The organism is Kitasatospora sp. NPDC034035, assembly GCF_055575755.1.
In genome coordinates this window covers 18,038-44,197 of record NZ_JBVISA010000002.1, presented here as the reverse complement: position 1 = coordinate 44,197, position 26,160 = coordinate 18,038, and the positions used below count along the sequence as shown (strand labels likewise).

General features: G+C 71.5%; 21 protein-coding genes. 7 read left to right on the top strand and 14 right to left on the bottom strand.

The window, feature by feature from the left end; translation table 11 throughout:
- Positions 1 to 133: 133 nt before the first annotated feature.
- Complete coding sequence (locus tag ACZ52J_RS02950; RefSeq protein WP_360502357.1) at positions 134 to 853, top strand: DedA family protein; 720 nt, start codon at positions 134 to 136, stop codon at positions 851 to 853.
- A gap of 130 nt (positions 854 to 983) precedes the next feature.
- On the opposite strand, the gene pyrE is transcribed toward ACZ52J_RS02950, so the two are convergent.
- The 6 genes from pyrE to ACZ52J_RS02920 all read right to left on the bottom strand — a co-directional run bounded on the left by pyrE (position 984) and on the right by ACZ52J_RS02920 (position 7,656).
- A complete protein-coding gene (pyrE, locus tag ACZ52J_RS02945; RefSeq protein WP_360502354.1) occupies positions 984 to 1,520 on the bottom strand; it encodes an orotate phosphoribosyltransferase in 537 nt (178 codons plus the stop codon).
- 46 nt (positions 1,521 to 1,566) lie between these two features.
- Complete coding sequence (locus ACZ52J_RS02940; protein ID WP_465615343.1) at positions 1,567 to 2,625, bottom strand: SRPBCC family protein; 1,059 nt, start codon at positions 2,623 to 2,625, stop codon at positions 1,567 to 1,569.
- Positions 2,626 to 2,821: 196 nt separating this feature from the next.
- Complete coding sequence (locus tag ACZ52J_RS02935) at positions 2,822 to 4,360, bottom strand: spermine/spermidine synthase domain-containing protein (protein ID WP_465615855.1); 1,539 nt, start codon at positions 4,358 to 4,360, stop codon at positions 2,822 to 2,824.
- Positions 4,361 to 4,667: 307 nt separating this feature from the next.
- Positions 4,668 to 5,198: a DUF2617 family protein gene (locus ACZ52J_RS02930; protein ID WP_465615341.1), complete on the bottom strand. Its 531-nt coding sequence runs from the start codon at positions 5,196 to 5,198 to the stop codon at positions 4,668 to 4,670.
- Positions 5,199 to 5,699: 501 nt separating this feature from the next.
- Entirely contained in the window at positions 5,700 to 6,860 is a 1,161-nt protein-coding gene (locus ACZ52J_RS02925; protein WP_465615339.1) for a pyridoxal phosphate-dependent aminotransferase, read from the bottom strand.
- 226 nt (positions 6,861 to 7,086) lie between these two features.
- Positions 7,087 to 7,656, bottom strand: a complete 570-nt coding sequence (locus ACZ52J_RS02920; protein WP_465615337.1) for a type III secretion system chaperone family protein — start codon at positions 7,654 to 7,656, stop codon at positions 7,087 to 7,089.
- A gap of 378 nt (positions 7,657 to 8,034) precedes the next feature.
- On the opposite strand from ACZ52J_RS02920, the gene ACZ52J_RS02915 reads away from it, so the two are divergent.
- Positions 8,035 to 8,319 carry a helix-turn-helix domain-containing protein gene (locus ACZ52J_RS02915; RefSeq protein WP_360496663.1) on the top strand — a complete coding sequence of 95 codons (285 nt, stop codon included), beginning with the start codon at positions 8,035 to 8,037 and terminating at the stop codon, positions 8,317 to 8,319.
- Between the two features lie 149 nt (positions 8,320 to 8,468).
- On the opposite strand, the gene clpB is transcribed toward ACZ52J_RS02915, so the two are convergent.
- Complete coding sequence (gene clpB, locus ACZ52J_RS02910; protein WP_360496660.1) at positions 8,469 to 11,090, bottom strand: ATP-dependent chaperone ClpB; 2,622 nt, start codon at positions 11,088 to 11,090, stop codon at positions 8,469 to 8,471.
- A 100-nt stretch (positions 11,091 to 11,190) separates the two neighbouring features.
- Positions 11,191 to 12,120 carry a LysR family transcriptional regulator gene (locus tag ACZ52J_RS02905; protein ID WP_465615335.1) on the bottom strand — a complete coding sequence of 310 codons (930 nt, stop codon included), beginning with the start codon at positions 12,118 to 12,120 and terminating at the stop codon, positions 11,191 to 11,193.
- 71 nt (positions 12,121 to 12,191) lie between these two features.
- On the opposite strand from ACZ52J_RS02905, the gene ACZ52J_RS02900 reads away from it, so the two are divergent.
- The 3 genes from ACZ52J_RS02900 (at position 12,192) to ACZ52J_RS02890 (ending at position 16,011) form a co-directional block, all read left to right on the top strand.
- Positions 12,192 to 13,304 (top strand): TDT family transporter, encoded by a 1,113-nt coding sequence (locus tag ACZ52J_RS02900; protein ID WP_465615333.1) that lies wholly within the window; start codon positions 12,192 to 12,194, stop codon positions 13,302 to 13,304.
- 789 nt (positions 13,305 to 14,093) lie between these two features.
- A complete protein-coding gene (locus ACZ52J_RS02895) occupies positions 14,094 to 15,089 on the top strand; it encodes a LuxR C-terminal-related transcriptional regulator (protein WP_465615331.1) in 996 nt (331 codons plus the stop codon).
- Positions 15,079 to 16,011, top strand: coding sequence for a LuxR C-terminal-related transcriptional regulator (locus ACZ52J_RS02890; protein WP_465615329.1), 933 nt, complete (start codon positions 15,079 to 15,081; stop codon positions 16,009 to 16,011). Before ACZ52J_RS02895 ends, ACZ52J_RS02890 begins: the two co-directional genes overlap by 11 nt.
- A gap of 628 nt (positions 16,012 to 16,639) precedes the next feature.
- On the opposite strand, the gene ACZ52J_RS02885 is transcribed toward ACZ52J_RS02890, so the two are convergent.
- Positions 16,640 to 17,257 carry a TIR domain-containing protein gene (locus tag ACZ52J_RS02885; RefSeq protein WP_051709310.1) on the bottom strand — a complete coding sequence of 206 codons (618 nt, stop codon included), beginning with the start codon at positions 17,255 to 17,257 and terminating at the stop codon, positions 16,640 to 16,642.
- Between the two features lie 336 nt (positions 17,258 to 17,593).
- Between ACZ52J_RS02885 and ACZ52J_RS02880 the strand changes: the two genes are divergently transcribed.
- Positions 17,594 to 17,746: a hypothetical protein gene (locus ACZ52J_RS02880; protein WP_360496646.1), complete on the top strand. Its 153-nt coding sequence runs from the start codon at positions 17,594 to 17,596 to the stop codon at positions 17,744 to 17,746.
- A gap of 83 nt (positions 17,747 to 17,829) precedes the next feature.
- On the opposite strand, the gene ACZ52J_RS02875 is transcribed toward ACZ52J_RS02880, so the two are convergent.
- From ACZ52J_RS02875 to dnaK, 5 genes are all read right to left on the bottom strand, one after another.
- Positions 17,830 to 18,825, bottom strand: a complete 996-nt coding sequence (locus ACZ52J_RS02875) for a helix-turn-helix domain-containing protein (protein WP_360496643.1) — start codon at positions 18,823 to 18,825, stop codon at positions 17,830 to 17,832.
- Between the two features lie 211 nt (positions 18,826 to 19,036).
- Entirely contained in the window at positions 19,037 to 19,567 is a 531-nt protein-coding gene (locus ACZ52J_RS02870; RefSeq protein ID WP_360496640.1) for a heat shock protein transcriptional repressor HspR, read from the bottom strand.
- Between the two features lie 7 nt (positions 19,568 to 19,574).
- Entirely contained in the window at positions 19,575 to 20,735 is a 1,161-nt protein-coding gene (dnaJ, locus tag ACZ52J_RS02865; protein ID WP_360496637.1) for a molecular chaperone DnaJ, read from the bottom strand.
- 223 nt (positions 20,736 to 20,958) lie between these two features.
- Positions 20,959 to 21,576 (bottom strand): nucleotide exchange factor GrpE, encoded by a 618-nt coding sequence (gene grpE, locus ACZ52J_RS02860; protein WP_360496634.1) that lies wholly within the window; start codon positions 21,574 to 21,576, stop codon positions 20,959 to 20,961.
- A complete protein-coding gene (dnaK, locus tag ACZ52J_RS02855) occupies positions 21,573 to 23,420 on the bottom strand; it encodes a molecular chaperone DnaK (protein WP_360496631.1) in 1,848 nt (615 codons plus the stop codon). Before dnaK ends, grpE begins: the two co-directional genes overlap by 4 nt.
- A 318-nt stretch (positions 23,421 to 23,738) precedes the next feature.
- On the opposite strand from dnaK, the gene ACZ52J_RS02850 reads away from it, so the two are divergent.
- On the top strand, positions 23,739 to 25,964 hold the full coding sequence (locus ACZ52J_RS02850) for a (Fe-S)-binding protein (protein ID WP_360496628.1): 2,226 nt from the start codon (positions 23,739 to 23,741) through the stop codon (positions 25,962 to 25,964).
- The last annotated feature ends 196 nt before the right edge of the window (positions 25,965 to 26,160 follow it).

The window sequence follows — 26,160 nt, the reverse complement described above, 5'->3', positions numbered from 1 at the left end:
CGCCGCGGACCGGACGCCTGGGCCATCTTCCCAGACTCGTGCCCACAGGTCAGCAGGAGCCCGCCTGTCGGAACAGGGGTCCCGGGCACGGTACGCCCGCTCGCCCGCAAGGTCCGCCCGCTATCCTGCGCCCGTGGACTACAACCAGTTGGCCGTCAATCTGCTCGACGCCAAATCCCTGATCTCGTCCCTCGGCGCCATCGGGCTGATCGCGATCATCTTCGCGGAGACCGGCCTGCTCGTGGGCTTCTTCTTCCCGGGCGACTCGCTGCTGATCATCGCGGGCGTCGCTTCCTCGAGCGCCGCCTCGTCGGTGCTCGGTGAAGGCGCCAGGCTGCCGATCGGGGTCCTGCTCGTCGGCTGCCCGATCGCGGCGATCGCCGGCGCCCAGCTGGGGCACCTGATCGGCGCCAAGGTCGGGCCGAAGATGTTCGACAAGCCCGACTCGAAGATCTTCCGCCGCGAGTACGTGGTGAAGGCGGAGGAGTACTTCAACAAGTTCGGCTCCGGCAAGGCCGTGCTGCTGGCCCGCTTCATGCCGATCGTCCGCACCTTCCTGAACCCGGTCGCCGGCACCCTGGAGATGCCCGCCAAGACGTTCTTCCTGTGGAACGTCATCGGCGGTGTGCTCTGGACCGAGTCCATGCTGCTGATCGGCTACTTCTTCGGCGACGCGCTCGCCCCGGTCATCGACAAGTACCTGATCCCGGCGGTGCTGCTGATCGTGCTGCTGTCGATCTCGCCGATCCTGATCGAGGTCATGCGCGAGCGGAAGAAGAAGAAGGCGGGCGGCGCCGACCACACCGACGACACCTCGGCCCAGGCCGGCGGCGGCCGGCACCGGCGGGGCTGACCGCAGACGCACCAGAGGGCCGGGTCTGTTTCACGTGAAACAGACCCGGCCCTCTGTCGTTCGTCAGGCGGTCCCGTCAGGCTCCCGGCAAGGCGGTCCCGTCAGGCGGTTCCGTGCTGCGGCTCGGACGTCAGAGACCCAGGTCGTCCAGGGTGTACGCGGTCACGTACTCCAGGCCCTGCTCCGCGATGGCACCCGCGCCGCCGCGCTCCACGATCACCGCGACGCCGACCACCTCGGCGCCCGCCTCGCGCAGCGCCTCGACCGCGGTCAGCACCGAGCCGCCCGTGGTGGAGGTGTCCTCGACCGCCAGCACCCGGCGGCCCTTCACCTCGGGGCCCTCGATCCGGCGCTGCAGGCCGTGCGCCTTGCCCGCCTTGCGGACCACGAAGGCGTCCAGCTTCTGCCCGCGCGCGGCGGCGGCGTGCAGCATCGAGGCGGCCACCGGGTCGGCGCCCAGGGTCAGACCGCCGACGGCGTCGTACTCCAGGTGCGAGGTCGCATCCAGCATCACCCGGCCGACCAGCGGGGCGGCCTCGCCGTCCAGCGTGATCCGGCGCAGGTCGACGTAGTAGTCGGCCTCCTTGCCGGAGGAAAGGGTGACCTTGCCGTGCACGACGGCCTTGTCCTTGATCTGTGCCAGCAGGGCGTCGCGGTCGTTGCTCATGAGCGTTCAGTCTAGGGCCTGGCGATCCCCGCGGCGCTCCGGCCGACTAGCGGCGGCGCAGCGCCCTCACCAGCACCACGGCACCACCCAGCAGCGCCACCGAACCGCCGATCACCCACGGCACCGCACTACGGCCGCCGGCACCCGGCACCACGATCCCGCCCGCCTCGCCGCCCCAGCGGGACGCCGCCCGGGCCCGCGCGCTGCGGGACGGCAGCGCCGGGGCGTACGGACCGCGCGGCGGGGCGTGATCCACCTCCTCGGCGGACCGGCCGACGATGCTGCGGCGCACCGGGCCGGTGAGCACCGGCTCCTCCTCGTACGCGAAGAGCGGCTCGACGGGGATCTCCTCGGCGACGGCGTCCTGCTCGGCGGAGCCCTCCTCGACGTCGTCCGCCACCTCGGCGCCGCTGTCGTCCCCGTCCTCGTTCTGCCCGTCCTGGGCGTCCTCGTCCTCGTCCTCGTCCTCGTCGTCGGCGGAGCCGGTGGGGAGACCGAAGCGCTCGGCGTCGGCGTCGGAGAAGGCGATCAGATCGGAGAGGTCGTCGTCGAGGTCGTCACCGGGCTGGTCCAGGCGGTCCTCGATGAAGACCACTCCGGCGGTCCCGGCCTCGGCGTCCTCCTGGTCCTGGTCCTGCTCCTGGTCGCCCTCCTGGTCGCCCTCCGGGGCCACCAGGGCGGCGGCGAACCTGTCCAGCAGTCGGCGGCCGGTGGCGTCGAGGGACTCCCCGTCGAACTCGGTCAGCCGACCGGTGGCGCTCAGATCGCCGGTGAAGCGGATCACGGCGGTGCCGTCCTCGGCGCCGTCCGCGACGCTGACCCGCACGGTGGCCGTCGCCTCACCACTGCCCCGGGCCTCCTGGCCCTCGGCGAGCACGGTCAGCACGCCCTCCCGGCCCCCGATCAGCGACAGCACACCCTTGTACGTGATCGTGGAGCTGCCGATCCGCAGCTTCAGCCGCCCGCTGATCTCCTCGGCCGGCCCGCCCCCGACCGCAGCCGGCTCGGTGCTCAGCCCCGGCACACTCCGCGCCAGCAGTGCCGGATCCTGCAAGGCCTGCCGCACCAGCTCGGCGGGCATCGGGACGACAACCTCATGCTCCATGCCACGGAGCCTACCGACCCGAACCCGCCCGGTCCCTACCCACCACCACCCGACTTTCCCCACCTCACCCGCCCCACCCCGACCGACCCCTCACACCCCCGCCCGGCGCCTCGCGACCCGCCCGGCCCACCGTCGTTCCGATCGCTCGTGCTCCCCCGGAGGCCCGACTGCTCCTGAGGGTGCCTGTGACCGCCGGTCAGCGGGGGCTGAGGAGGGTGAGGGCGGCCGGAGGGTGGGCGGGGCGGAGGGTGGTGAGGCGGGTGGTGGAGGCGTGGAGGGTGTCGGGGGTGAGGGCGAGGGGCGGCGGGGCGTCGGGGGCGAGGGTGAGCGGGGGGCGGGTGGCGGCGGCGAGGAGGTAGTTCTGGGTGGTGTCCGGTGGGCCGGGGCGGCAGGTGGCGGTGGGGCTGCCGGGGACGGCGTACGGGGTGGTCTGCAGCCCGGCCGTGCGCAGACCGGAGTCGATCTGCCAGAGGCCGTCCAGGTCGCTTCCGGCCCGGACGGCGATCCGGCCGCCGGGGGAGAGCAGCCGGGCGGCGAGGCCGTAGAACTCCTGGGAGTGGAACTTGACCGGCCCGCCGTCGGCCGGTGCGGGCAGGTCGGCGAGCACCACGTCGTACGGTCCGTCGCCGCCGGAGGCGTCCGCGTCCGCGTCCGCGTCCGTGCCCGCGTCCGTGCCCGCGTCCGTGCCCGCTCCGCGCAGCCAGGCCATCGGGTCGGCGGCGGTGGTGCGGACCCGGGGGTCGTCCAGGGAGTGGCCGCCGAGGGCGGCGAGGGCGGGGTCGGTGCGGGCGAGCCGGGGGAGGGCTGGGTCGGCGTCGACCAGCCGGACGGAGCGGACGCCCCGGTGTCGCAGGACCTCCCGGAGGGCGAGCCCGTCGCCGCCGCCGAGCAGCAGGACCCGGGTGTCGGGGCCGGCGGCCATGGCGGGGTGGACCAGGCCCTCGCCGGCCCGGTACTCGTCGGGGCCGCAGACCGCGAGTCGTCCGTCGAGGTAGAGCCGGAGGGGGCCCTCGGCGGGGCCGGTGAGCACGATTTCCTGGTGCCGGCTGCGGGTGGCGTAGCGGACCTGGTCGCCGTAGAGGGCGTGCCGGGCGGCGCGTTCGATGCTCTCGGAGCCGGCGGCGGCCGCGGCGAGCACGGCGAGGACGAGCAGGCAGCCGCCCCAGAGGAGCCGTCGTATCGGCGGGGCCGGTTCTTCCCGGAAGAGCCAGAGCACGACGGCGGCGCCGGCGACGGCGTTGACGGCGCCGGTGACAAGTGCGCCGTCGCCGGGGCCGAGCGCGGGCAGGATCAGGAACGGGAAGGCGAGTCCGCCGATCAGCGCGCCCACGTAGTCGGCGGCGAACAGGTCGGCTGCGGCGCGGCCCGCGTCCTCGCGCCGGATCCGTTGGATGAGGGTCATCAACAGGGGGATCTCGGCGCCGATCAGGGTGCCGATGAGGCAGGTGAGGCCGACCATCGCGGCTTGGTAGCGGCCGAGCCAGGCCCAGCAGGAGTAGAGGGTGAGGACGGAGAGTCCGCCGGTGAGGGCGAGCGCGCACTCGACGAGGGCGAAGGCGGTGGCGGGTCGGCGGGTGAGCCGTTTGGCGAGCAGGGAGCCGAGGCCCATCGCGAACACCATGACGGAGAGCACGACGGAGGTCTGGGTGACGGTGTCCCCGAGCAGGTAGTCGCCGAGCGCGACGAGTTCGAGCTCGTAGACCAGTCCGCAGGCCGCGCAGACGAACGCGGCCATCAGGACGGTCAGGCGGGCGAGCCGGGGGCGGCAGCGCAGCCGGGACCGACGGCGGGCGGGCAGTGGGGCGAGGCCGTGCCCGGGGCGGGGTGGGGTGCCGTCGTCGAGGTCCACTCGCGGGCGTGCGGGCGGACCGGCCGGATGGTTGATCACGAACAAACGCTAGGGGACGTGCGGGACGGATAGCTGCGCCCATCCGACGGACAGTGAGCGACGTCGGATTGACGAATCGTTCCTGCGTACGATTCGGAGGCCTTCGTTTTGCGGCGTATGTCCGGATCGGTGCTTCCGTCCTGGCCTTCGGTGGTCATGGCCCCGACACCACGAGCGAGGAGCGGGTGCACACCAGCTGCCCCTCCTGCGGGTAGGCGTGCCAGGTCCGCCAGAGCAGGCGGTCCGTGCCGCCCTGGGTGACCAGTGCGGTGAAGGCGCTGGGGTCGCCCGGGAAGACCCCGGCGAGGCCCCGCGGGTGGCCTTCGACGAGGGTGAGCAGTTCCTGGGCGCGGGCGGCGAAGTCGTGCGGCGGCAGCGCCTCGATCCGGGCGGCGAACTCGTACTCCCAGCCGCCGACCTGTTTGGCCACCCGGGCCGGCAGCGGGGTGCGGCGGCCGGGCAGGCAGGCGACGGTCTCCAGGCACCGGCCGGGACCGGCGTCGATCACCACTTGGTGCGAGGCGCCCAGCAGCCGCAGCTGGAGGGTGCCGGTCGTGCCCGGACGGCCGCCTCCGGAGAGTCTCAGGTCGCGGACCGCGAGAGCGGGCAGCGGGTCGCCGCCGAGGCACCAGGCGAGGTCACCGGCGCGGGTGTCCGTGTAGGAGGTCTGCAGTGTGGTGAGCATGCTCGGCTCCGCGTTTCAGCTCCGTGCGCGCCCGCCGAGCAGCAGCGAGTAGGCCTAGGCGATCGCGAGGCTGTTCGTGGCTGTGCGGCCCTGGGCGCGGCCGACCGTGGAAGGAAGGATTCCGGCTGGAGATTCAGCAGCAGAGAAGCACGAATACGCCGGGTCCGCCGGTGATTTACCCAACTTTGTCAAGCATTCACCGTTTCGAGCACACCTGCTTCCCGGCTCTGATCGACCCGGTGTGCGAGTTTGCACAGCGCGCGCCCCTACCGCCGGGTCGTGCGCCGTGCGCGCCGGGTGTGCGCCGCCCGCGCGCATCACGCGCCGCCGCCCTCCCCGCACGGGGCGGAGAGGGCGGCGGAGGTGTGCCGGAAAGGCCGTCGGATGTGCCTCGCTGGCAGTAAACGGGCAAGCCGACCAAGCAAGTTGATGGCGCCTCAGAACTGTTGTCGGGGCGGGACCGCTCCTGTTCGAAGGGCGCGAAAGGGGGCGCGCGGGCCCTCAGAGGCGCTGCAGACGGGTCACGGCCTCCTGGAGGACATCGTCCTTTTTGCAGAAAGTGAAGCGGACCAGGCTACGGCCGGCGTCGACGTTGTCGTAGAACACGGCGTTCGGGATGGCGACGACCCCGCAGCGCTCGGGCAGGGCGCGGCAGAACTCGACGCCGTCCTTCTCTCCGAGTGGGGTGATGTCGGTGGTGACGAAGTACGTGCCCTCGGGGGTGAAGGCCCGGAAGCCGGCCGCCGCCAGGCCGTCGACCAGCAGGTCCCGCTTGCGCCGCAGGTCGGCGCGGAGGCTGTCGAAGTAGCTGTCGGGCAGCCGCAGCGCCTCGGCGACGGCGTACTGGAAGGGTCCGGCGCTCACGTAGGTGAGGTACTGCTTGGCGGTGCGCACGGCCGCGACCAGGGCCGGGCTCGCGGTGACCCAGCCGACCTTCCAGCCGGTGAAGGAGAAGGTCTTGCCGGCGGACGAGATGGTGACGGTGCGTTCGCGCATGCCGGGGAGGGCGGCGATCGGGTGGTGGGTGGCGCCGAAGACCAGGTGCTCGTACACCTCGTCCGTGACCACCAGCAGGTCGTGCTTGACGGCGAGTTCGGCGATGCCGCGCAGCTCGTCGGCGGTGAGGACGGTGCCGGTGGGGTTGTGCGGGGTGTTGATCAGCAGCAGCCGGGTGCGCGGGGTGATCAGGGCGCGCAGCTCGTCCAGGTCCGGGCGGAAGTCCGGGGCCCGGAGGGTGAGCGGGATGCGGACGGCGCCGGCCATCGCGATGCAGGCGGCGTAGGAGTCGTAGAAGGGCTCGAGGGCGATCACCTCGTCGCCCGGCTCCAGCAGGGCCAGCAGGGCGGCGGCGATGGCCTCGGTGGCACCGGCGGTGACCAGCACCTCGGTGTCCGGGTCGTACGACAGGCCGTGGAAGCGCTGCTGGTGCTCGGCGATGGCGGTGCGCAGCTCGGGGACGCCGGGCCCGGGCGGGTACTGGTTGCCCCGGCCCTCGCGCAGCGCCCGCACGGCCGCTTCGCGGACCTCCTCGGGCCCGTCGGTGTCCGGGAATCCCTGCCCGAGGTTGATCGAGCCGGTTGCCGTGGCCAGGGCCGACATCTCGGCGAAGATCGTCGTGCCCATCCCGGCCAGTCGGCGGTTCAACAGCGGCCTCGTACCCATCAGCGGCTCCTCACGGCTCGTAGTGACGGCCATCCTCTGACGGCCGGCGAGCAATGGAAAGCACGCGCACCCGCCGAGCCCGCCCGGCCCGAGGAGAGGCGGCCGTCCTGGGACAGCCGGGGGCCGGGGACAGGAACGGCCCGCCACCGACGCGAGCGTGGTGGCGGGCCGTACCGGACGGTGCCGGGGTGTGCCCGGCGGTGCCGGGCGGGGTGCCGGGGCGGGATCAGGCCTCGTCGGTGCCCTCGGGGGCCTCGCCGTCCTCGCCCTCGATCTCGTTCTGCAGGCCCAGGCGCTCGACGATCCACTGCTCGAAGCCGACCGCGGCCTGGGTCCAGTTGGCGGTGGTGCTCACGAAGTAGTCCAGGTTGACGCCGGTGCCGACGATCATCTGGGCCTCGCCGATCAGGCGGACCACGCCGTCCTCGTGGGTGTGGGTGTACACCTTGGGCCAGAGGGTCTCGCGGTTCCACTCGTCGATCAGGTCGAGGATCTCGCCCTTCTTCTCCAGCGGGTACGCACGGTCGTAGAACGCGCGCACCGCGAAGAGCTCCTTCTGCTCGCCGCGGAACATGTAGTAGACGCGGAAGCCCTCCCAGGGGGCGGTGAGGTCGCCCTCCTCGTCCACGACGTGCTTGAGCTGCATCTGGTCGAGCAGCTGGGCGACCAGGCTCTGGTCCGGGACGATGATCGGCGGCGGACCGGCCGGGCCGCCGCCCTGGCCGCCGGGCTGGCCGCCGGGCTGGCCGCCCTGGGGCGCGCCGAACGACGGGATGGACGACGGGTCGATGCTCATGGGGGTCCTCTTCCTCAGTGCACGTGGTGGCCGGCAATGAGAGGCCGCCCTTTCCACCTCCCATCCTGCCTCATTCGGGGCCTCGCTCACAGGGGCACCCGGAGGCGCGTCGATCTTCGTTCCGGCGCTGTTCGGGGGTGCTCGACGGGGCTCGCGCGGGGCTCGCACGGGGCTCTCGACGGGTGTCGGTCACGGAGGGTGTCCGGGGGTGGGAGGGGGCCGCGTGACGGGGTCTTGAGTGAGCCACGTCACGCGCCCGGCGCACGGGTTCGCCTGCCGTGCGGGCCGGATGCGGTTAGCGTGCGACGGAACTCACTTCACGCAAAGCCCGTCCCGCACGGGCAAGTTGAGCTGTTCTGAGTTGAGGGGGGAACAAACATGGACGGAACGGTGACGGGGGAGGGCGCATCGCTCGGTGCGCTGCTGCGGACCATCCGGCTGGACCGGGGGATGACGCAGGAGCAACTGGGTGACGCGACGGGGTTGAGCGTGCGGTCGATCCGCGACCTGGAGCGGGGCGTCTCCTGCCCGCGCGTCTCGACGTTACGGCTGCTGACCCAGACCTGGGACCTGCCGGAGGCCCAGGTGGCCGAGCTGCACCGGCTGGCGCGCAGCTGGCGGGACCGGTCGAGGCGGCGGCAGCGCCGGGGCGCGGCCGACTGACCCTACGGGGCCCTACGGGGGCCCTACGGGGGCCCTATGGGGCTCTACGGGGCCCGCTGACCGTACGGGCGCGGTCGACCGAACGCAGCGGCGCGGGCCGCCCTCCTTCCACACGGAAGGAAAAGCGGCCCGCGCACGGCACTGCTTCACTACTTCTCCAGCGGCCCCCGGCCGCGGACGGTGAGGCGGTCGCCCTCCTCGTCCCGTTCGACCAGGACGGTGTCCCCGTCGTGCACCGCGCCGGACAGGATCGCCCGGGCCAGCTGGTCGCCGATCGCGGACTGCACCAGCCGGCGCAGCGGGCGGGCGCCGTACGCCGGGTCGTAGCCGGTGAGCGCCAGCCAGTCGCGGGCGGCCTCGGAGACCTCCAGGGTGAGCCGCCGCTCGTTCAGCCGCTCGCCGAGGCGGGCCAGCTGCAGGTCGACGATCCGGCTCAGCTCGCCGGTGCCCAGCGGCTCGAAGACCACGATGTCGTCCAGCCGGTTGAGGAACTCCGGCTTGAACGCGGCCCGGACGGCGCCCAGCACCAGCTCCCGCTTCTCCGTGTCCGGGGTGGTCGGGTCGACCAGGAACTGGGACCCCAGGTTGGAGGTGAGGATCAGGATGGCGTTGCGGAAGTCCACCGTGCGGCCCTGGCCGTCGGTGAGCCGCCCGTCGTCGAGCACCTGGAGCAGGACGTCGAAGACCTCCGGGTGCGCCTTCTCGACCTCGTCCAGCAGGACGACGCTGTACGGGCGGCGGCGGACCGCCTCGGTGAGCTGGCCGCCCTCCTCGTAGCCGACGTACCCGGGCGGGGCGCCGACCAGGCGGGAGACCGAGTGCTTCTCGCCGTACTCGCTCATGTCGATCCGGACCATCGCCCGCTCGTCGTCGAACAGGAAGTCGGCCAGGGCCTTGGCGAGTTCGGTCTTGCCGACCCCGGTCGGGCCGAGGAAGAGGAAGGATCCGGTCGGGCGGTCCGGGTCGGCGATGCCGGACCGGGTGCGGCGCACCGCGTCCGAGACGGCCTGCACGGCCTCCGCCTGGCCGATCAGGCGCCTGCCCAACTCCTCCTCCATTCGCAGGAGTTTGGCGCTCTCTCCCTCCAGCAGGCGGCCGGCCGGGATGCCCGTCCAGGAGGCGACCACATCGGCCACGTCGTCCGGGCCGACCTCCTCCTTGACCATCGGGGCGGAGGCCGCCCCGGGCTCGTGGTCCGCCGTCGCCGCTCGCTCCTGGGCGTCGGTGAGTTCCTTCTCGGCGGCCGGGATCTCGGCGTACATCAGCTTGGACGCCCGCTCGAAGTCCCCGTCGCGCTGGGCGCGTTCGAGCGCGCCGTGCAGGTCGTCCAGCCGCTCCTTGAGCTCGCCGACCCGGTTGAGGCTCTTCTTCTCCTGCTCCCAGCGTGCCGTGAGCACGCTCAACTGCTCGTTCTTGTCGGCGAGATCGCGCCGCAGCCGGGCCAGTCGGTCGACCGAGGCCGGGTCCGACTCCTTCTCCAGGGCCAGCTCCTCCATGCGCAACCGGTCGACGGAGCGCTGGAGTTCGTCGATCTCGACCGGGGAGGAGTCGATCTCCATCCGCAGCCGGGAGGCCGCCTCGTCGACCAGGTCGATCGCCTTGTCGGGCAGGAAGCGGGAGGTGATGTAGCGGTTGGACAGGGTGGCCGCGGCGACCAGGGCGGCGTCCGAGATCTGCACCTTGTGGTGCGCCTCGTACCGGCCCTTGAGGCCGCGCAGGATGGCGATCGAGTCCTCGACGCTGGGCTCGCCGACCAGCACCTGCTGGAAGCGGCGCTCCAGGGCCGGGTCCTTCTCGATCCGCTCGCGGTACTCGTCCAGCGTGGTGGCGCCGACCATCCGCAGCTCGCCGCGGGCCAGCATCGGCTTGAGCATGTTGCCCGCGTCCATCGCGGAGTCGCCGCCGGCGCCCGCGCCGACCATGGTGTGCAGCTCGTCGATGAAGGTGACGACCCGGCCGTCGGAGGCCTTGATGTCGTTCAGGACGGCCTTCAGCCGCTCCTCGAACTCGCCGCGGTACTTGGCGCCCGCGACCATCGCGCTGAGGTCCAGCGCGACCAGCCGCTTGCCGCGCAGCGACTCCGGCACGTCGCCGGCCACGATGCGCTGGGCCAGGCCCTCGACCACGGCGGTCTTGCCGACGCCCGGCTCGCCGATCAGCACCGGGTTGTTCTTGGTCCGGCGGGAGAGCACCTGGACGACCCGGCGGATCTCGTGGTCGCGGCCGATCACCGGGTCGAGCTTGCCGTCCCGGGCGGCCTGGGTGAGGTCGGTGCCGTACTTCTCCAGGGCCTTGTAGGTGCCCTCCGGGTCCGGTGAGGTGACCCGGCTGCTGCCGCGGACGTCCTTGAAGGCGGCGAGCAGGGCCTTCGGCGTCGCGCCCTGGTGCGCCAGCAGCTCGGCGACCGGCCCGCCCTCGGCGGCCAGGCCGACCATCAGGTGCTCGGTGGAGACGTACTGGTCGTCCAGGTCGTCCGCGCGCTTGCCGGCCTCGGTGAGCACCGCCAGGGTGTCCCGGGCGAGCTGCGGCGCGGCGACCGTCGAGCCCATCGCGCTGGGCAGCGCGGCCGACTGGCGGCGCGCCTCGGCGCCGACCCGGGCGACGTCTGCCCCGACCGCCTCCAGCAGGGGCCGGGCGATGCCCTCGGGCTGCTCCAGCAGGGCGATCAGGATGTGCACCGGCTTGACGTCCGGGTTGCCGGCCGCGCCCGCCTGCCGGATCGCGGCGGACAGGGCGTCCTGCGTCTTGGTGGTGAACTTGCTGGCGTCCACTGCTGGGGGGTCCTCCCTCGTCGTCGGTTCACTACTGCTGGCTACAGCATGCACTAAGTTGAGTCTATTCCGCTCAACCTTTGGTTCAATCCCCTCGCGCTCAACTTCTGGCTGAACGCTTGGGGGCGTTCCTCCGGGTCAGCACCAGCAGCTCCCGGGCCGGGCCGCTCGGCCGCTGACCGGCCGGCCACACCGCGCGCAGCGGCCGCCGCAGATCCAGGCCCTCCGCCAGCGGCACCTCGACCAGCCGCCGGGTCGCCAACTCCTCCACCACCGCCAGCTCGCTCAGGCAGACCGGCCCCGCCCCGGTCATCGCCCCCGCCTTCAGCGCGGTGGACGAGGCCAGTTCGAGGCGGGGCTGCGCGGCGCCCCCGAACGGCCGCAGCGCCATCTCCAGCACCTCCCGGGTGCCCGAGCCGGGCTCGCGCAGCACCAGCGGGGTGGCCGCCAGCTCGGGCCCGGTCAGCGGGGCGCGGCGGCGCGCCCACGGGTGGCCGGGCGCCACCACGACCACCAGCCGGTCCGCCGCCACCACCGCGCCGGCCAGCCCGGGCGGGGTGGCCGGGCCCTCGACGAAACCCAGGTCGGCGTGCCCGGCCAGGACGTGCCCGGCGACCTCCGCCGAGTTCGCCGTCCGCAGCGTCACCGCGGTGCCGGGACTGGTCTCGTAGAGCCCCAGCAGCCAGCCCGGCATCAGGTACTCGGCGACGGTCAGACTGGCCACCACCCGCAGCTTGGCGTCCCGGCGCTCGCGCAGCGCGTCGATCCCGGCGTCCAGCGCCTGCGCCGCCTCCACCACCTGCCGGGCCCACTCGACCACCAGCCGGCCCGCCTCGGTCGGCTTGCTGCCCCGGGGCGAGCGGTCCAGCAGCGGAACGCCGATCTGCCGCTCCATGCCCTTGATCCGGGCGCTGGCGGTCGGCTGGCTGACACCCAGCTCGGCCGCCGCCCGTCCGACGCTGCCCAGCCGGGCGACCGCGAGCAGCAGTTCCAGGGCGCCGAGTTCGGGGACGTGCGGGGAGAGGGCCATAGATCCAGGCTATGCCCCCATAGGATCCTCGGCGCTACCGGTGGCCCGCCTTCGGACCGATGGTGGGGAGCATGTCCACCTTGGCCGAGCTCCGCCCCCTCACCCGCCCCGCCGTCCGCCGCTCCCGGTACGACCTCTCCCAGCTCGGCCCCAACTGGTACGCCGCCGTGATGGGCACCGCGATCCTCGGCAACGGCGCCGCCGCCCTGCCCGTACGACTGCCCGGGCTGGTCGGCTTCGGCGAGGTGATGTGGGCGCTCGGCCTGGCCGCCCTGCTGGTGCTGGGCTCGGCCCGGCTGGTCCACCTCACCCGGCACCGCGAGGCCGCCCGCGCCCACCTGCTGGAGCAACCGGCCGTCGCCGTCTTCTACGGCTGCCCGCCGATGGCCCTGCTCTCGGTCGGCCTCGGGACGATGACGGTCGGCTCGCGGGTCATCGGCACCGGCCCGGCCGTCGTCGTGGACGCCGTGCTGTGGGGCGTCGGCACCCTGTACGCGCTGGCCGTGGCCGGCGGCATCCCGTACCTGATGATCACCCGGCACCCGGTCTCCGTGCTGGAGTCCAACCCCACCTGGCTGCTGCCGGTGGTCGCGCCGCTCGTCGCCTCCGCCTGCGGCCCGGTGCTGATCCCGCACCTGCCGGCCGGGACGCCGCAGCAGGCCATGCTGTACGCCTGCTGCGGACTGTTCGGGGTCGGGCTGCTGGCCACCCTCGTGCTGCTGCCGGTGGTGTTCGCCGGGCTGCTCCACAGCAAGCTGCCCACCGTGGCGCTCACCCCCTCGCTGTTCCTGGTGCTCGGCCCGCTCGGCCAGTCCGTCACCGCCGTCCACCAGCTCTCCGACGCCGCCCGCCCGGTGCTGCCCGCCCTGGCGCCCGCCATGCTCGACCTCGCCGAGCTGTACGGCGTCGCGGTGATCGGGGTCGCCATGCTCTGGCTGGCCGTCGCGCTCGCCGCCAACCTGCGTGCCCGCCGGGCCGGGATGCCCTTCGCGATGACCTGGTGGGCGTACACCTTCCCGATCGGCACCTGCGTCACCGGCGCCTCCGCGCTCGCCCGGCACACCGGCTTCGGGGGCTTCACCGCGCTGGCCGCCGGGCTGTACCTGCTGCTGGCGGTCGCCTGGGTGCTCGCGGCGGGTGGCACGGCGGCCGGGCTCGCGCGCGGGCGGCTGCTGGCGCGCTGAGGCGGGCGGGCGGACCGTGGGTGCGCCGAGGTGTACGGGCGGACCGCGCCGGGGATCTCGCCGGTGACAGCGGGGCGGCCGACGCCGCCCCGCTGTCACCGCGCGTAGACACGCAGCTCAGGACCATGCCGCCGTTGCAGGAACGCGCACCCGCAGCCTGACCGGAGACAGCCAACCGGCGGTACCGCCGGGCGCCTCCCGCGCCCCCTGCTGGCCTCGGCCTTTACCGGAATCCGCCCCGCCGCCTCCCTCCTCGCCCCCGCCCCGCAGTGCAGGTAACTGCAATTGCGCGAACATGCACTCGGGCGGCACTTGTTCACCGGCCGTCACACTGTGAGGGTGGAGACACGCCAAGTCGCCCGGGCAACCGCAGCCCGACGGTGGCGACTTGCTCTTCGGAACTGACCGCAGGCGCACCATTCCCGCGCCGGTGGAACGGGGGGGAAGAGCGCCGGCCGGGGACCATGTGTGGTGATGGCCCCCGGACCCGGAGCCGTCGAGGCGTTGCTGCTCCGCCTCGACGGAATCGCCGTGGCATTGGCGTGCAGACGGCGGGCCCCGATGTCCCGGTGTGCGACGGCACCCGGGCCCGGGTGCCCGCCGTTCCGACCGCGGTACCGCGACCGCCCGAGCGCGGACCGCCGGACCGCATGATCGCGTCGGACCGCGTGATCACGCCGGACCGGCACCCGGTACCGTGAGCCCGCCCGGCACCCGGTACCCGCGGTTCGCGCGGCGGTGGAGCGCGGGCAGCACCAGGGGAGACACGTCCGGCAGGGAGAGTGCGACGTGACGGCGGAACCGGCGGTCGCGCCGCACCAGGCAGGACCCGTGGGCGAGGAACCCGACGAGGCCGCCCGACAGCTGTACCTGGCGATCATCGCCGAGGGCGGCCGCATCCCCTGCGGAGCGGTCGCGGACGCCGACCGGGGCGCCCTCCAACAGCTCATCGACATCGGCCTGCTGATGGTCAACCCGATGGACCGCTGCTACACCGCCGTCAGCCCCCGCTCGGTCAGCGACCGCCTCGGCTCCGAACTCCGCAGCGAGGCCACCCGGTTGCTGGTCCGCGCCGAAAACCTCCCGGGCGCCCTGGACGGCCTCACCCGCGCCTACGACGCGATGCCCCGCCCCTCCGGCCGGGCCGGCGGAGCCGTCCACGTCGAAGGGCACGTCCACATCCGCCAGCGGATCTCCCAACTGGTCTCCGACTGCCGCTCCGAAGTCCTCACCGCCCAGCCCGGCCACCGGCCCGCCGACACCCTGCAGGTCGCCCTCCGCCAGGACGTCCAGCTCCTCCAACGCGGCTGCTCACTGCGCACCATCTACCAGCCGATCGCCCTCGCCGAACCGCCCGCCCTCGCCTACGCCGAGGAAGTCACCCGGCACGGCTCCCTCATCCGCGTCCTCGACGAACCCTTCCAGCGGCTCATCGTCTTCGACCGGACCGTCGCCGTGATCTCCGCCAGCGACGACAACAGCACCGCCGCCTTCATCAGCGACCCCGCCACCATCACCTTCCTCGTCGGCACCTTCGAACGCGACTGGGCCCGCGCCGACAGCGCCGAAGCCACCGCCGCCCTCGGCCAAGGACCCGCCCGCACCATCCCCGACCGGGTCGGCCGCCTCCTGGCCCGCGGCCTCACCCAGCGCGCCGTCGCCACCCGCCTCGGCCTCAGCGAACGCACCGTCGCCGGCCACATCTCCCGCCTCCGCGACCGCCACGGCGCCCAAACCCTCTTCCAGCTCGGCTGGCTGATGAGAGGCGCCCGCGATGACCGATGAACCCGGCCCGGCCGAGCAGGCCCTCTACCTCAACGCCGTCCGCTGCGGCGGCCGACTGCGCCCCGAACGCCTCGCCCCCGCCGACCGCCCCGCCTTCGCCGCCCTCGTCGCCCGCGGCCTCCTCACCACCACCGCCACCGGCTGGACCGCCGCCAACCCGCGCGCCCTCGGCGACCGCCTCGGCGCCGAACTGCGCACCCGCGCCACCCGCCTGCTCCAGCACGCCGAACGGCTCCCGGACGCCCTCGCCCCGCTCACCCTCGCCTACGACGCCGTCCGCCGCCCGGACGGACCCGGCGGCGACCCCGTCCACGTCGACGGCAACGCCGACATCCGCCAGCGCATCTCCGAACTCATCTCGGAATGCCAGGAAGAAGTCCTCGCCGCCCAACCCGGCCCCCGCCCCGTCGAGGGCCTCCGAACGGCCCTCGCCCAGGACCTCTCCCTGCTCCGCCGCGGCTGCTCACTGCGCACCATCTACCAGCCGGCCACCCTCACCGACCACACCGTCCAACGCCAGATCGCCCTCCGCACCCGCCAGGGCGCCCGGGTCCGGCTGCTCGCCGAACCGTACGAACGGCTGCTCGTCTTCGACCGCAAAGCAGCCGTCATCCGCGCCGCCGAGGACCGCAGCCGCGCCACCTTCCTCACCGACCCCGCCGTCGTGGCCCACCTGGTCGCCCATTTCGAACGCGACTGGGCCCGTGCCACCCCCGCCGACCGCCACCTCGAACCCCCGCACCCCACCACCGTCCGCATCGGCCGCCTCCTCGCCCGCGGGCTCACGCAGCGGGCGATCGCCAGCCGGATGGGGCTGAGCGAGCGGACGGTGGCCGGTCACATCGCGCGCCTACGGGAGTCGTACGACACGGAGACGCTGTTCCAGCTGGGCTGGCAGATGAGGGGAGCCCGTGATGCCTGAGCCCGATCCGCCCGACGCCGCCGTCCGTGAGCTCTACCAGGAGATCCTCAGGGAAGGTGGGCGGATCCGCGTCAGCGACATCCGGCCGGAGGACGAACCGGCGGTCAAGCAGCTTGTCGACCTCGGCCTCCTGGTCCTTCGGATCGCCGACAGCGCCTACAGCGCGGTGAATTCCGACCCGCGAACCGTCGAATACGCGATGCGGTCGACGCGGGTCGGTGCCCCGATCCGGCTGCTGGAGGGCCCCTTCACCAAGACGCTCGTCTTCGATCGGGCCGTCGCGCTGATCCCGGCCACCGCCGATCACACGGTGGCCGCTGTGGTGGAGGATCCCGCGATGGTCGCCTACCTGGTCGACGTCTTCGAGCGGCAGTGGGAGCAGGCCCAGGTGGTGGACCGGCAGACGCTCGCGGACGGATCCGCCGGGCCCACGGCGTTCGAGCAGGTGGGCCGGCTGCTTGCCCGCGGGCTCACGCAGCGGGCGATCGCCAGCCGGATGGGGCTGAGCGAGCGGACGGTGGCCGGTCACATCGCCCGGCTGCGTGAGCTGTACGACGCGGAGACACTGTTCCGACTGGGCTGGCAGATGCGGGGAGCCCGGACGGGGAGTCCGGTGGGTGAGCGCTGCTCAGCCGGTGGCGGCGCCGGTCGGCCAGTAGCCGGGGACCGGGGGCTGCTGCCGGGGGACGTTGAACTGCTCGCCGGGGGCGGTCCAGAAGCCCTCCCGGAGGGAGAGCGCCATGCCGGCCCAGTCGAGGGCGGTCTCCACCGTGTGGTTGAGGGCCTCCTGCGACCAGGTGTCGTCGAACACCAGCGGCAGGACGGGGGCGACCTGCTCGATCGTGGCGATCAGCGGGTTGTGGGTGATGGCCTCGTCGACGAGGAGGACGATCGGCTTCCGCAGCGCCGACGCCCACCCCAGCTCCAGGCTCACGCCGGCCGAGAGCGGCGCTCCCACGTAGGCGAACACGAGGTCCGCGGACTGCAGGGCGCGGAAGTCGGACGGAACGCGGGGCTCCGGTGCGCGGCCGGAGATGGTCCAGGCGTCACTGTGGTGCGCGCTGTACACGGCGGCACCGCTGCGGAGCAGGGTGGTGCGAAGCGTCGTCAGCCGCGTCCGGCTGGCGAGCGTCACCACACTGTCGGCCGGTCCGGTCAGCCGCATCAGCGGCGCGGCCAGGAACACACGCGCACGCCGACCCTCGGGGGCCTGGCTGTCGTGGTGACGCAGGTAGGGCTCGGTCATGTCGACTCCGGGGAAAGGCCGACCGGGTGAGAAACGTGGTGCCGGCGGGCGCTGAGGACAGTGGTTTTCGCGTCGGAGACCCGGTGGAGATTTGGGCGGATATTTGACGGTACAGCGGCAAGTTCGCTATCTCCGTGGGACCGTCGGTGGCGAACTGATCGTCTATCAGTGGTCGCGGTTCCGTCCAGCGATCCGCCCTGTCATCTCGATGCCTGGCAGAGAGATGACGCTCGACGGAGCGGCCGGGAGATGACACCCTTGCGGAACGTACGGCATCATGTGGATGCTAGTTCTATTGGTCCGGTTCACAGAGTTCGAGAGAAGGAGGGTGGGTCCGTGTCCGTACGTCGACTCGTCCGTAAGGCCGCGCTTCCGATCCTCATCGGAGTAGCGGTGCTCACCACTGGTCTTCTCTCCTCCGGCGGCGGGCAGGCGGCCACTGCCGACACCGCAATCGTTGCCGTTGCCGACGACCTGCACTGGAACTGAACCTGACAGCGACTCCTGATCGAGGCGGCGCGCGGAACGGCCGGATCCGGTGCCGCGGACGGGGTGCCTCCGTCTTCCGGCTTTCAGTCGGTTTCTGCTCGCGGTGACCGGCCGAGCACATATCCGAGCTGGAAGAGTGAGTCGACGTTGTGCTCCTCTCTCATCTCCGCGATGTGCCGCGCGAGCGTGCGCTCGCTGATGCCGAGCCTCCGTGCGATGGCCCGGTGGTTGGTGCCGGCCAGCATGAGGTCGATGATGGTCTGCCGGAGCCTGGACACCACCTGGTGCGGGACGGCCCGATTGCCGTCGAATTCCAGGGCTCTGCCCCAGCTCCGTTCGAAGACCTCCTCGATCAGGAAGCTGATGACGGCCGGATCGTGGACGAAGGCGGCCGCGCTGTAGTCGGCGGCGACCGGGATGACGGCCACGCGGCGATCCACGATGATCAGCCGGGCGTACGGTTCGTCCAGCGTCCGGAACTGCCACCCTTCTGCCGTCAATTGCGCCACGTAGTCACGTGTTGGCTGGTGGTAGCGGGTGCTCGCGTGGTAAATCGTCCGCATCGAGGCGCCGTGGCGGAGGATTTCCAGGTCTCGTTCCAGAAACGAGGTGAGCATTTCGGCGGGCCTTGGTCCACCGGGCTGCATGGAAAGTCCTTCCAGGACCCCCGGGGCTGCCGACTGTTGGAGCCTCTGATTAATCAGAGCCTTTCCGTGGACATATTCGACCGAGCCGCCGGTGGTGTCCGGGGCGTGGAATGCCTCGGAGAGGTCGCTGAGATCGGCCGGCAGGGAAACTGCTTTTGACAGCAAATCGAGTGCTTGTCGTTGCCATGCCGAACTCAGGCTGCTCGCGAGTTGTGCCGGATCGGCAGCCAGCAGTGCTCCGGGTTCTTCGCTGTCGGGTATGAGTAGCCCGAGATCAAGCAGCTCTTCGAGAGCGGGGCTTCCGGCAGCCGGGCCGGCATCCGGAGTGATACGACCGTTTTCATTCACGGCCTGCAGGTAGAGCTTCCGGGCGTCCTCGGACAGGATCCGTGATGCGGCAGGTCCCGTCCCTGCGTGCTCTTGCCCACTCATCTTCGGCTCCTAGTGCTGACCGTCACGTAGTCAACGCGATTGTCGTCTGCTGTGGCAAGGATCTTAGGTGGCGGTGATGAGTCGACTGACGAGACGCCTTGCCACAGGTAGATCGACGACTTCTGCCTAGGACAGAACTCTCTCACTGCAAAAGTGCCGCCGGCACCCCCCGAACAGGAGGGGGCCGGCGGCGGTGTCTGTGCGGCCGTGGTCAGCGCTTGGGGCGCCAGACGACGAGGGCGCTGGACTGCGGCGTGGGGGGCTGGTACGGGACGAGGTCGCGGCGGTAGGAGGCGTGGACGGCGGCCTCGCGTTGCTGGAGGGCGGCGGCGGCGCCTTCCAGGGAGTCGGCGAGTTCCGCGACGCGGGACCGGAGGGCGGTGACCTGGTTCTCCAGCTCGATGATCCGCTTGATGCCCGCCAGGTTGATGCCCTCGTCCTGGGAGAGCCGCTGGACCTCGCGCAGTTGCTGGATGTCGCGGGAGGAGTAGCGGCGGCCGCGGCCCGCGGTGCGGTCGGGGCAGACCAGGCCGAGACGGTCGTACTGGCGCAGGGTCTGCGGGTGCAGGCCGGACAGTTCGGCGGCCACGGAGATGACGTACACCGGAGTGTCCTCGGTGAGGACGTACGGCGGAGGGGCCGAGGGGGCCCGGCGGGGGCGGCGGTTGCCGTTGCCGGGCAGGCCTTCGCCGATGCCGGGGCCGATCGGGGTGTCGGGGTTGATCGGATTCATCGGGGACATCTGGTCGTCACGCTCCCTTCGCCGCCCGGAAGAGGGCTGCTCGCGGATCGTCGGAGGCGGTGGCCTCGCGGTACTGCTCCAGGGCGTTCAGCGCGTCGCCGGTGACGTGCTGCGGCACCACGACCTCGACGGTGACGAGGAGGTCGCCGCGGGTGCCGTCCTTGCGGGTGGCGCCCTTGCCGCGGGCACGCATGGTGAGGCCGTTGGCGCTGCCCGGGGGCAGCTTGAGCTTCACGGCGGGGCCGCCGAGGGTGGGTACCTCGATGGTGGCGCCGAGGGCCGCCTCGGGGAAGGTGACCGGGACGGTGACGGTGAGGTTGTCGCCCTTGCGGCCGAAGACCGGGTGCGGGTCGACGTGCACGGTGACGTAGAGGTCGCCGGGCTGGCCGCCGCGTTCGCCCTGGGCGCCCTTGCCCTTGAGCCGGATGCGCTGGTCGGCCTGGACGCCGGCCGGGATGCGCACCTGCATGGTGCGGGCGGAGGTGGCCCGGCCGCTGCCGTGGCAGTCGGTGCACGGGTCGTCGACGATCATGCCCCGACCGCGGCAGTCCTTGCACGGCTCGGAGAGCGCGAAGGCGCCCTGGCCGCGGCTGACGGTGCCCGCGCCGACGCAGGTGGGGCAGACCCGCGGGGTGGTGCCGGACTTGGCGCCGGTGCCGTTGCAGGTGCGACAGGGGGCCTGGCTGGTCATCCGCAGCGGGACGGTCGCGCCGTCGACCGCTTCCTCGAAGGAGAGCGTCACCTCGGTCTCGACGTCGGCGCCGCGCCGGGGCTGGGCCTGCCGGGTGCCGCCGCGGTTGAAGAGGCCGCCGAAGACGTCGCCGAGCCCGCCGCTGCCGCCGGCGTTCTGGTTGCCGCTGAAGAGGTCGCCGAAGTCGAAGCTGTAGCTGCCGGCACCGCCGGGTCCGCCGCCGGACCGGAAGCCGCCGTTGGCGAAGAGGCTGCGGGCCTCGTCGTACTCCTTGCGGCGCTTCTCGTCGGAGAGGACGTCGTACGCCTCGGAGATGTCCTTGAACCGCTCCTCGGCCTTGGCGTCACCCGTGTTGGCGTCGGGGTGGAACTCGCGCGCGAGTTTGCGGTAGGTCTTCTTGATCTCGGTGGCGGTGGCGTCCTTGGGCACGCCGAGGACCTTGTAGTAGTCCTTCTCGACATAGTCCTTGCCACTCATGCGTCCACCTCGCTTCGCTCGGCAGCCGCTGAGCGGTACACGCGCCCCTTAACGGTTCGCTCGCTGCGCTCGCTCACGGCTCCCGTCACCTCCCGATGTCCATCGTCACTGTGCTGTCAACAGCAAGGGAACGCAACGCCGTTGACAGCGCGCTGCGGAGCCGGCCGCCGTTCTGGCCGGCGTACGACTCCGCAGCGCACTGGTTGTCAGCTGTCACAGGTTGTCAGCTGTCCGAGCCACCGTCGGACTCGTCCGCGTCGCCGGACTTCGCGTCGGCGTCGCCGACGGTCTGGGTGCCCGGCTGGGGCTCCGCGACGGCGACCATCGCCGGGCGGATGATCCGCTCACCGATGCGGTAGCCGGGCTGGAGGATCTGCACGCAGGTGTCCTCGGTGACGTCCGAGGAGTAGCTGTGCATCAGCGCCTCGTGCATGGTCGGGTCGAAGGGCTCGCCCTCCTTGCCGAACTGCTGCAGGCCCAGCTTGGCGACGACCGTCTCCAGGGACTCGGCGACGGACTTGAAGCCGCCCGTGACCTCGCCGTGCTCGCGGGCGCGGCCGATGTCGTCCAGGACCGGGATCAGGGACTCCAGGATGTTGGAGACCGCGATCTCGCGGACGGTCAGCCGGTCGCGCTCGACCCGCTTGCGGTAGTTCTGGTACTCGGCCTGCAGGCGCTGCAGGTCGGCGGTGCGCTCGGTCAGCTCGCGCTTGACGGTGGCGAGCTCCTCCGGGGAGCCCTCGGCGGCACCGGCCGCCGCGGCTTCCTCGGCGGCCTTGATCACGGCCTCTTCGGCGGCGGAGTCGTCGCCGGGCTTTCCGCCCTGCGGCTTGTCCGTCATGCCGACGCACCACCCTTGGGCTTCTCGTCGTCGACGATCTCGGCGTCGACGACGTCGTCGTCGGCCTTGGCCTGGGCGGAGTCGTCGGCCGCGGCGGCACCGGCGGGGGCGTCGGCGTTGGCGTAGAGCGCCTGGCCGAGCTTCTGCGCGGTGGTGGAGACCTTCTCCGAGGCCTCGCGGATCGTCGCGATGTCCTCGCCCTTCAGGGCCTCCTTGAGCTCGCCGATGGCGGTCTCGACCTCGGTCTTGACGTCGGCGGGGAGCTTGTCGGTGTTGTCGGCGATGAACTTCTCGGTCGAGTAGACGAGCTGCTCGGCGGAGTTGCGGGTCTCGACGGCCTCGCGGCGCTTGTGGTCGTCCTCGGCGTACTGCTCGGCCTCGCGGCGCATGCGGTCGACCTCGTCCTTCGGCAGCGAGGAGCCGCCGGTGACGGTCATCTTCTGCTCCTTGCCGGTGCCGAGGTCCTTCGCGGCCACGTGCATGATGCCGTTGGCGTCGATGTCGAAGGTGACCTCGATCTGGGGCAGGCCGCGCGGCGCCGGCGGCAGGCCGGTCAGCTCGAACATGCCGAGCTTCTTGTTGTACGCCGCGATCTCGCGCTCGCCCTGGTAGACCTGGATCTGCACGGACGGCTGGTTGTCCTCGGCCGTGGTGAAGATCTCGGAGCGCTTGGTCGGGATCGTGGTGTTGCGCTCGATCAGCTTGGTCATGATGCCGCCCTTGGTCTCGATGCCGAGGGACAGCGGGGTGACGTCGAGCAGCAGGACGTCCTTGACCTCGCCCTTGAGGACACCGGCCTGGAGCGAGGCGCCGATGGCGACGACCTCGTCCGGGTTGACGCCCTTGTTGGCGTCCTTGCCGCCGGTCAGCTCCTTGACGAGCTCGGCGACGGCCGGCATGCGGGTCGAGCCGCCGACCAGGACGACGTGGTCGATCTCGGAGAGCGAGATGCCGGCGTCCTTGATCACGTTGTGGAACGGGATCTTGCAGCGCTCGAGCAGGTCGGCGGTCAGCTGCTGGAACTGGGCGCGGGTGAGCTTCTCGTCCAGGTGCAGCGGGCCCTCGGCGGAGGCCGTGATGTACGGCAGGTTGATCGAGGTCTCGGAGGACGAGGACAGCTCGATCTTGGCCTTCTCGGCGGCCTCGCGCAGACGCTGCAGGGCCATCTTGTCCTTGGACAGGTCGACGCCGTGGCCGCTCTGGAACACCTTGACCAGGTGGTCGACGACCTTCTGGTCCCAGTCGTCGCCGCCGAGGTGGTTGTCACCGTTGGTGGCCTTCACCTCGACGACCCCGTCGCCGATCTCCAGCAGGGAGACGTCGAAGGTGCCGCCGCCGAGGTCGAAGACCAGGATGGTCTGGTCGTCCTTGTCGAGGCCGTACGCCAGGGCGGCCGCGGTCGGCTCGTTGACGATGCGCAGGACGTTGAGGCCCGCGATCTCACCGGCCTCCTTGGTGGCCTGGCGCTCGGAGTCCGAGAAGTACGCCGGGACGGTGATGACGGCGTCGGTGACGGTCTCGCCCAGGTACGCCTCGGCGTCGCGCTTCAGCTTCTGCAGGATGAAGGCGCTGATCTGCTGGGGGTTGAAGTCCTTGCCGTCCAGGTTGATCTTCCACCCGGTGCCCATGTGGCGCTTGACCGAGCGGATGGTGCGGTCGACGTTGGTGACCGCCTGCCGCTTCGCCACCTCGCCGACCAGGACCTCGCCGTTCTTGGCGAAGGCGACGACGGACGGCGTGGTCCGGGCGCCCTCGGCGTTCGTGATGACGGTGGGCTCGCCACCTTCGAGAACGCTGACGACCGAGTTCGTCGTGCCGAGGTCGATGCCGACCGCGCGTGCCATCGTAAATACCTCCACGGAAGAGTTGAGCTTTACGGGCTCAAGGATGCATGACTCGACGGGCAGCGTCAACAGCCATGAGTGGAAGTCGCTCAACTTTGCTGAGCGGGATCGTGGAGCGGGGCCGGTGCGGTGCGGGTTCGGCGCGGTGCCGGTGCGGTCACGTGACTGTCGCCATAGCTTGGGAACCTTCTGGAGAACTGTTGGCGACCGGTATTGTCCGGGCCGTCGGCCCGGCAAGTTACCGACCAGTACACTCAGTCGAAGTCCGCAGAACCGCAGAGCCTGCTCAACCGCAAAGCCGCAGGAGACGGAGAGCCGATGCAGCTAGCAGCGATCGTCATCTCGCTGGTCACATTCGTGATCGGCACCGCGCTCGCCCTTCGTGCGGCGTGGCACATCTTCAAGGTGGTGCTGACCGGCGCGCCGGACACCACCCGCTTCGGGAAGCCCGCCCAGCGCGTGAAGACCGTCGCGGTCGAGTTCATCGGCCACACCAGGATGAACCGCTGGGGGATCGTGGGCATCGCCCACTGGTTCGTCGCCGTCGGCTTCTTCAGCCTGGTGCTGACCATCGTCAACGCCATGGGCCAGCTCTTCGACGCCGAGTTCGAGCTGCCGATCATCGGTCACTGGATGATCTGGCAGCTGTTCGTCGAACTCGTCGGCACCCTGACCACGCTGGGCATCGCGACCCTGATCGTGATCCGGCTGATGAGCCTGCCGTCCAGGTCGGGCCGCAAGTCCCGGTTCGCCGGCTCGATCGCCTGGCAGGCCTTCTACGTCGAGTACACGATCCTCGGCATCGGCCTCTGCATCCTGATGCTGCGCGCCCTGGAGGGCGCCCTCAACGGCGTCGACTCGTACGGCCCGGCGCACCTGGTCTCGTACCCGATCGTCTCCGCGCTCAGCGGGCTCTCGCACGGCACGCTGGAGAACCTGGTCTGGCTGTTCGCGATGCTGAAGATCTGCATCTCGTTCGCGTGGGCCATCACCATCGGCATCAACCCCTCGATGGGCGTGGCCTGGCACCGGTTCCTGGGCTTCTTCAACATCTACTTCAAGCGCGCGGAGGACGGCGGCACCGCGCTCGGCGAGCTCCGTCCGATGACCAGCAAGGGTCAGCCGATCGACTTCGAGGACCCGGCCGAGGACGCCGTCTTCGGCGTCTCCCAGGTCGAGCACTTCTCCTGGAAGGGCATCCTCGACTTCTCCACCTGCACCGAGTGCGGCCGCTGCCAGTCGCAGTGCCCGGCCTGGAACACCGGCAAGCCGCTCTCCCCCAAGCTGCTGATCATGAGCCTGCGCGAGCACGCCTACGGCAAGGCGCCGTACCTGCTGGCCGGCGGCGGCAAGGACATGGAGGGCAACGAGCAGGCCACCTCCGAGCAGCTCAAGGACGTCCCGGCGGCCGCGCTGGCCGAGGCCGAGCGCCCGCTGATCGGCACCGCCGAGGAGAACGGCGTCATCGACCCGGACGTGCTGTGGTCCTGCACCACCTGCGGCGCCTGCGTCGAGCAGTGCCCGGTGGACATCGAGCACATCGACCACATCGTCGACATGCGCCGCTACCAGGTGATGATCGAGAGCAACTTCCCGACCGAGGCCGGGACGATGCTCAAGAACCTGGAGAACAAGGGCAACCCGTGGGGCATGGCCACCAAGGCGCGCCTGGACTGGGTCAAGGAGCTCAAGAAGGAGACCGGCATCGAGGTGCCGGTGATCGGCGAGGACATCGACCCCGCCGAGGTCGAGTACCTCTACTGGGTCGGCTGCGCCGGTGCCCTGGAGGACCGCGCCAAGAAGACCACCAAGGCCTTCGCCGAACTGCTGCACACGGCGGGCGTGAAGTTCGCCATCCTCGGCAAGGAGGAGACCTGCAGCGGTGACTCCCCGCGCCGCCTGGGCAACGAGTTCCTGTTCCAGATGCTCGGCGCGCAGAACGTCGAGACGCTGAACGCCGCGCTGGAGGACGCCCCGACCAAGCGGATCGTGGCCACCTGCCCGCACTGCTTCAACACCATCGCCAACGAGTACCCGCAGCTCGGCGGGCACTTCGAGGTGATCCACCACACCCAGCTGCTGCAGCACCTGATCGACGAGGGCAAGCTCGTCCCGGTCAACCCGGTCGAGGGCCTGATCACCTACCACGACCCCTGCTACCTGGGCCGCCACAACAAGGTCTACAGCCCGCCGCGCGAGATCATGGACAAGGTCCCCGGTCTGCGCCAGCAGGAGATGCACCGCCACAAGGAGCGGGGCTTCTGCTGCGGCGCCGGCGGCGCCCGGATGTGGATGGAGGAGCGCATCGGCAAGCGGATCAACACCGAGCGCGTGGACGAGGCGCTGTCGCTCAACCCGGACATCGTCTCCACCGCCTGCCCGTTCTGCCTGGTGATGCTCTCCGACTCGGTCAACGGCAAGAAGAACGAGGGCGCGGCCAAGGAGCACCTGAAGGTGGTCGACGTGGCCCAGCTGCTGCTCGACTCGGTGAAGGCCACCCCGCCGGCCGAGGCCGAGGAGCAGGCCGCGACGGTGGACGCGTAGCCGTCCGCTGACCGACAGCCCCGCTGTTCGACAGTTCTGCTACAACTGCCCGGCCCGGTGGACGCCGCCAACGCGCCCACCGGGCCGGTCTTTTGGGCCGACACGACGGCTCCCGGCGACAGCCCGGGCGGGCGGGGAGTGATGTCCGTCGCACAGGCGCCGGACGGGCATTCGGTTGGAAGGAAATACAGTAGGC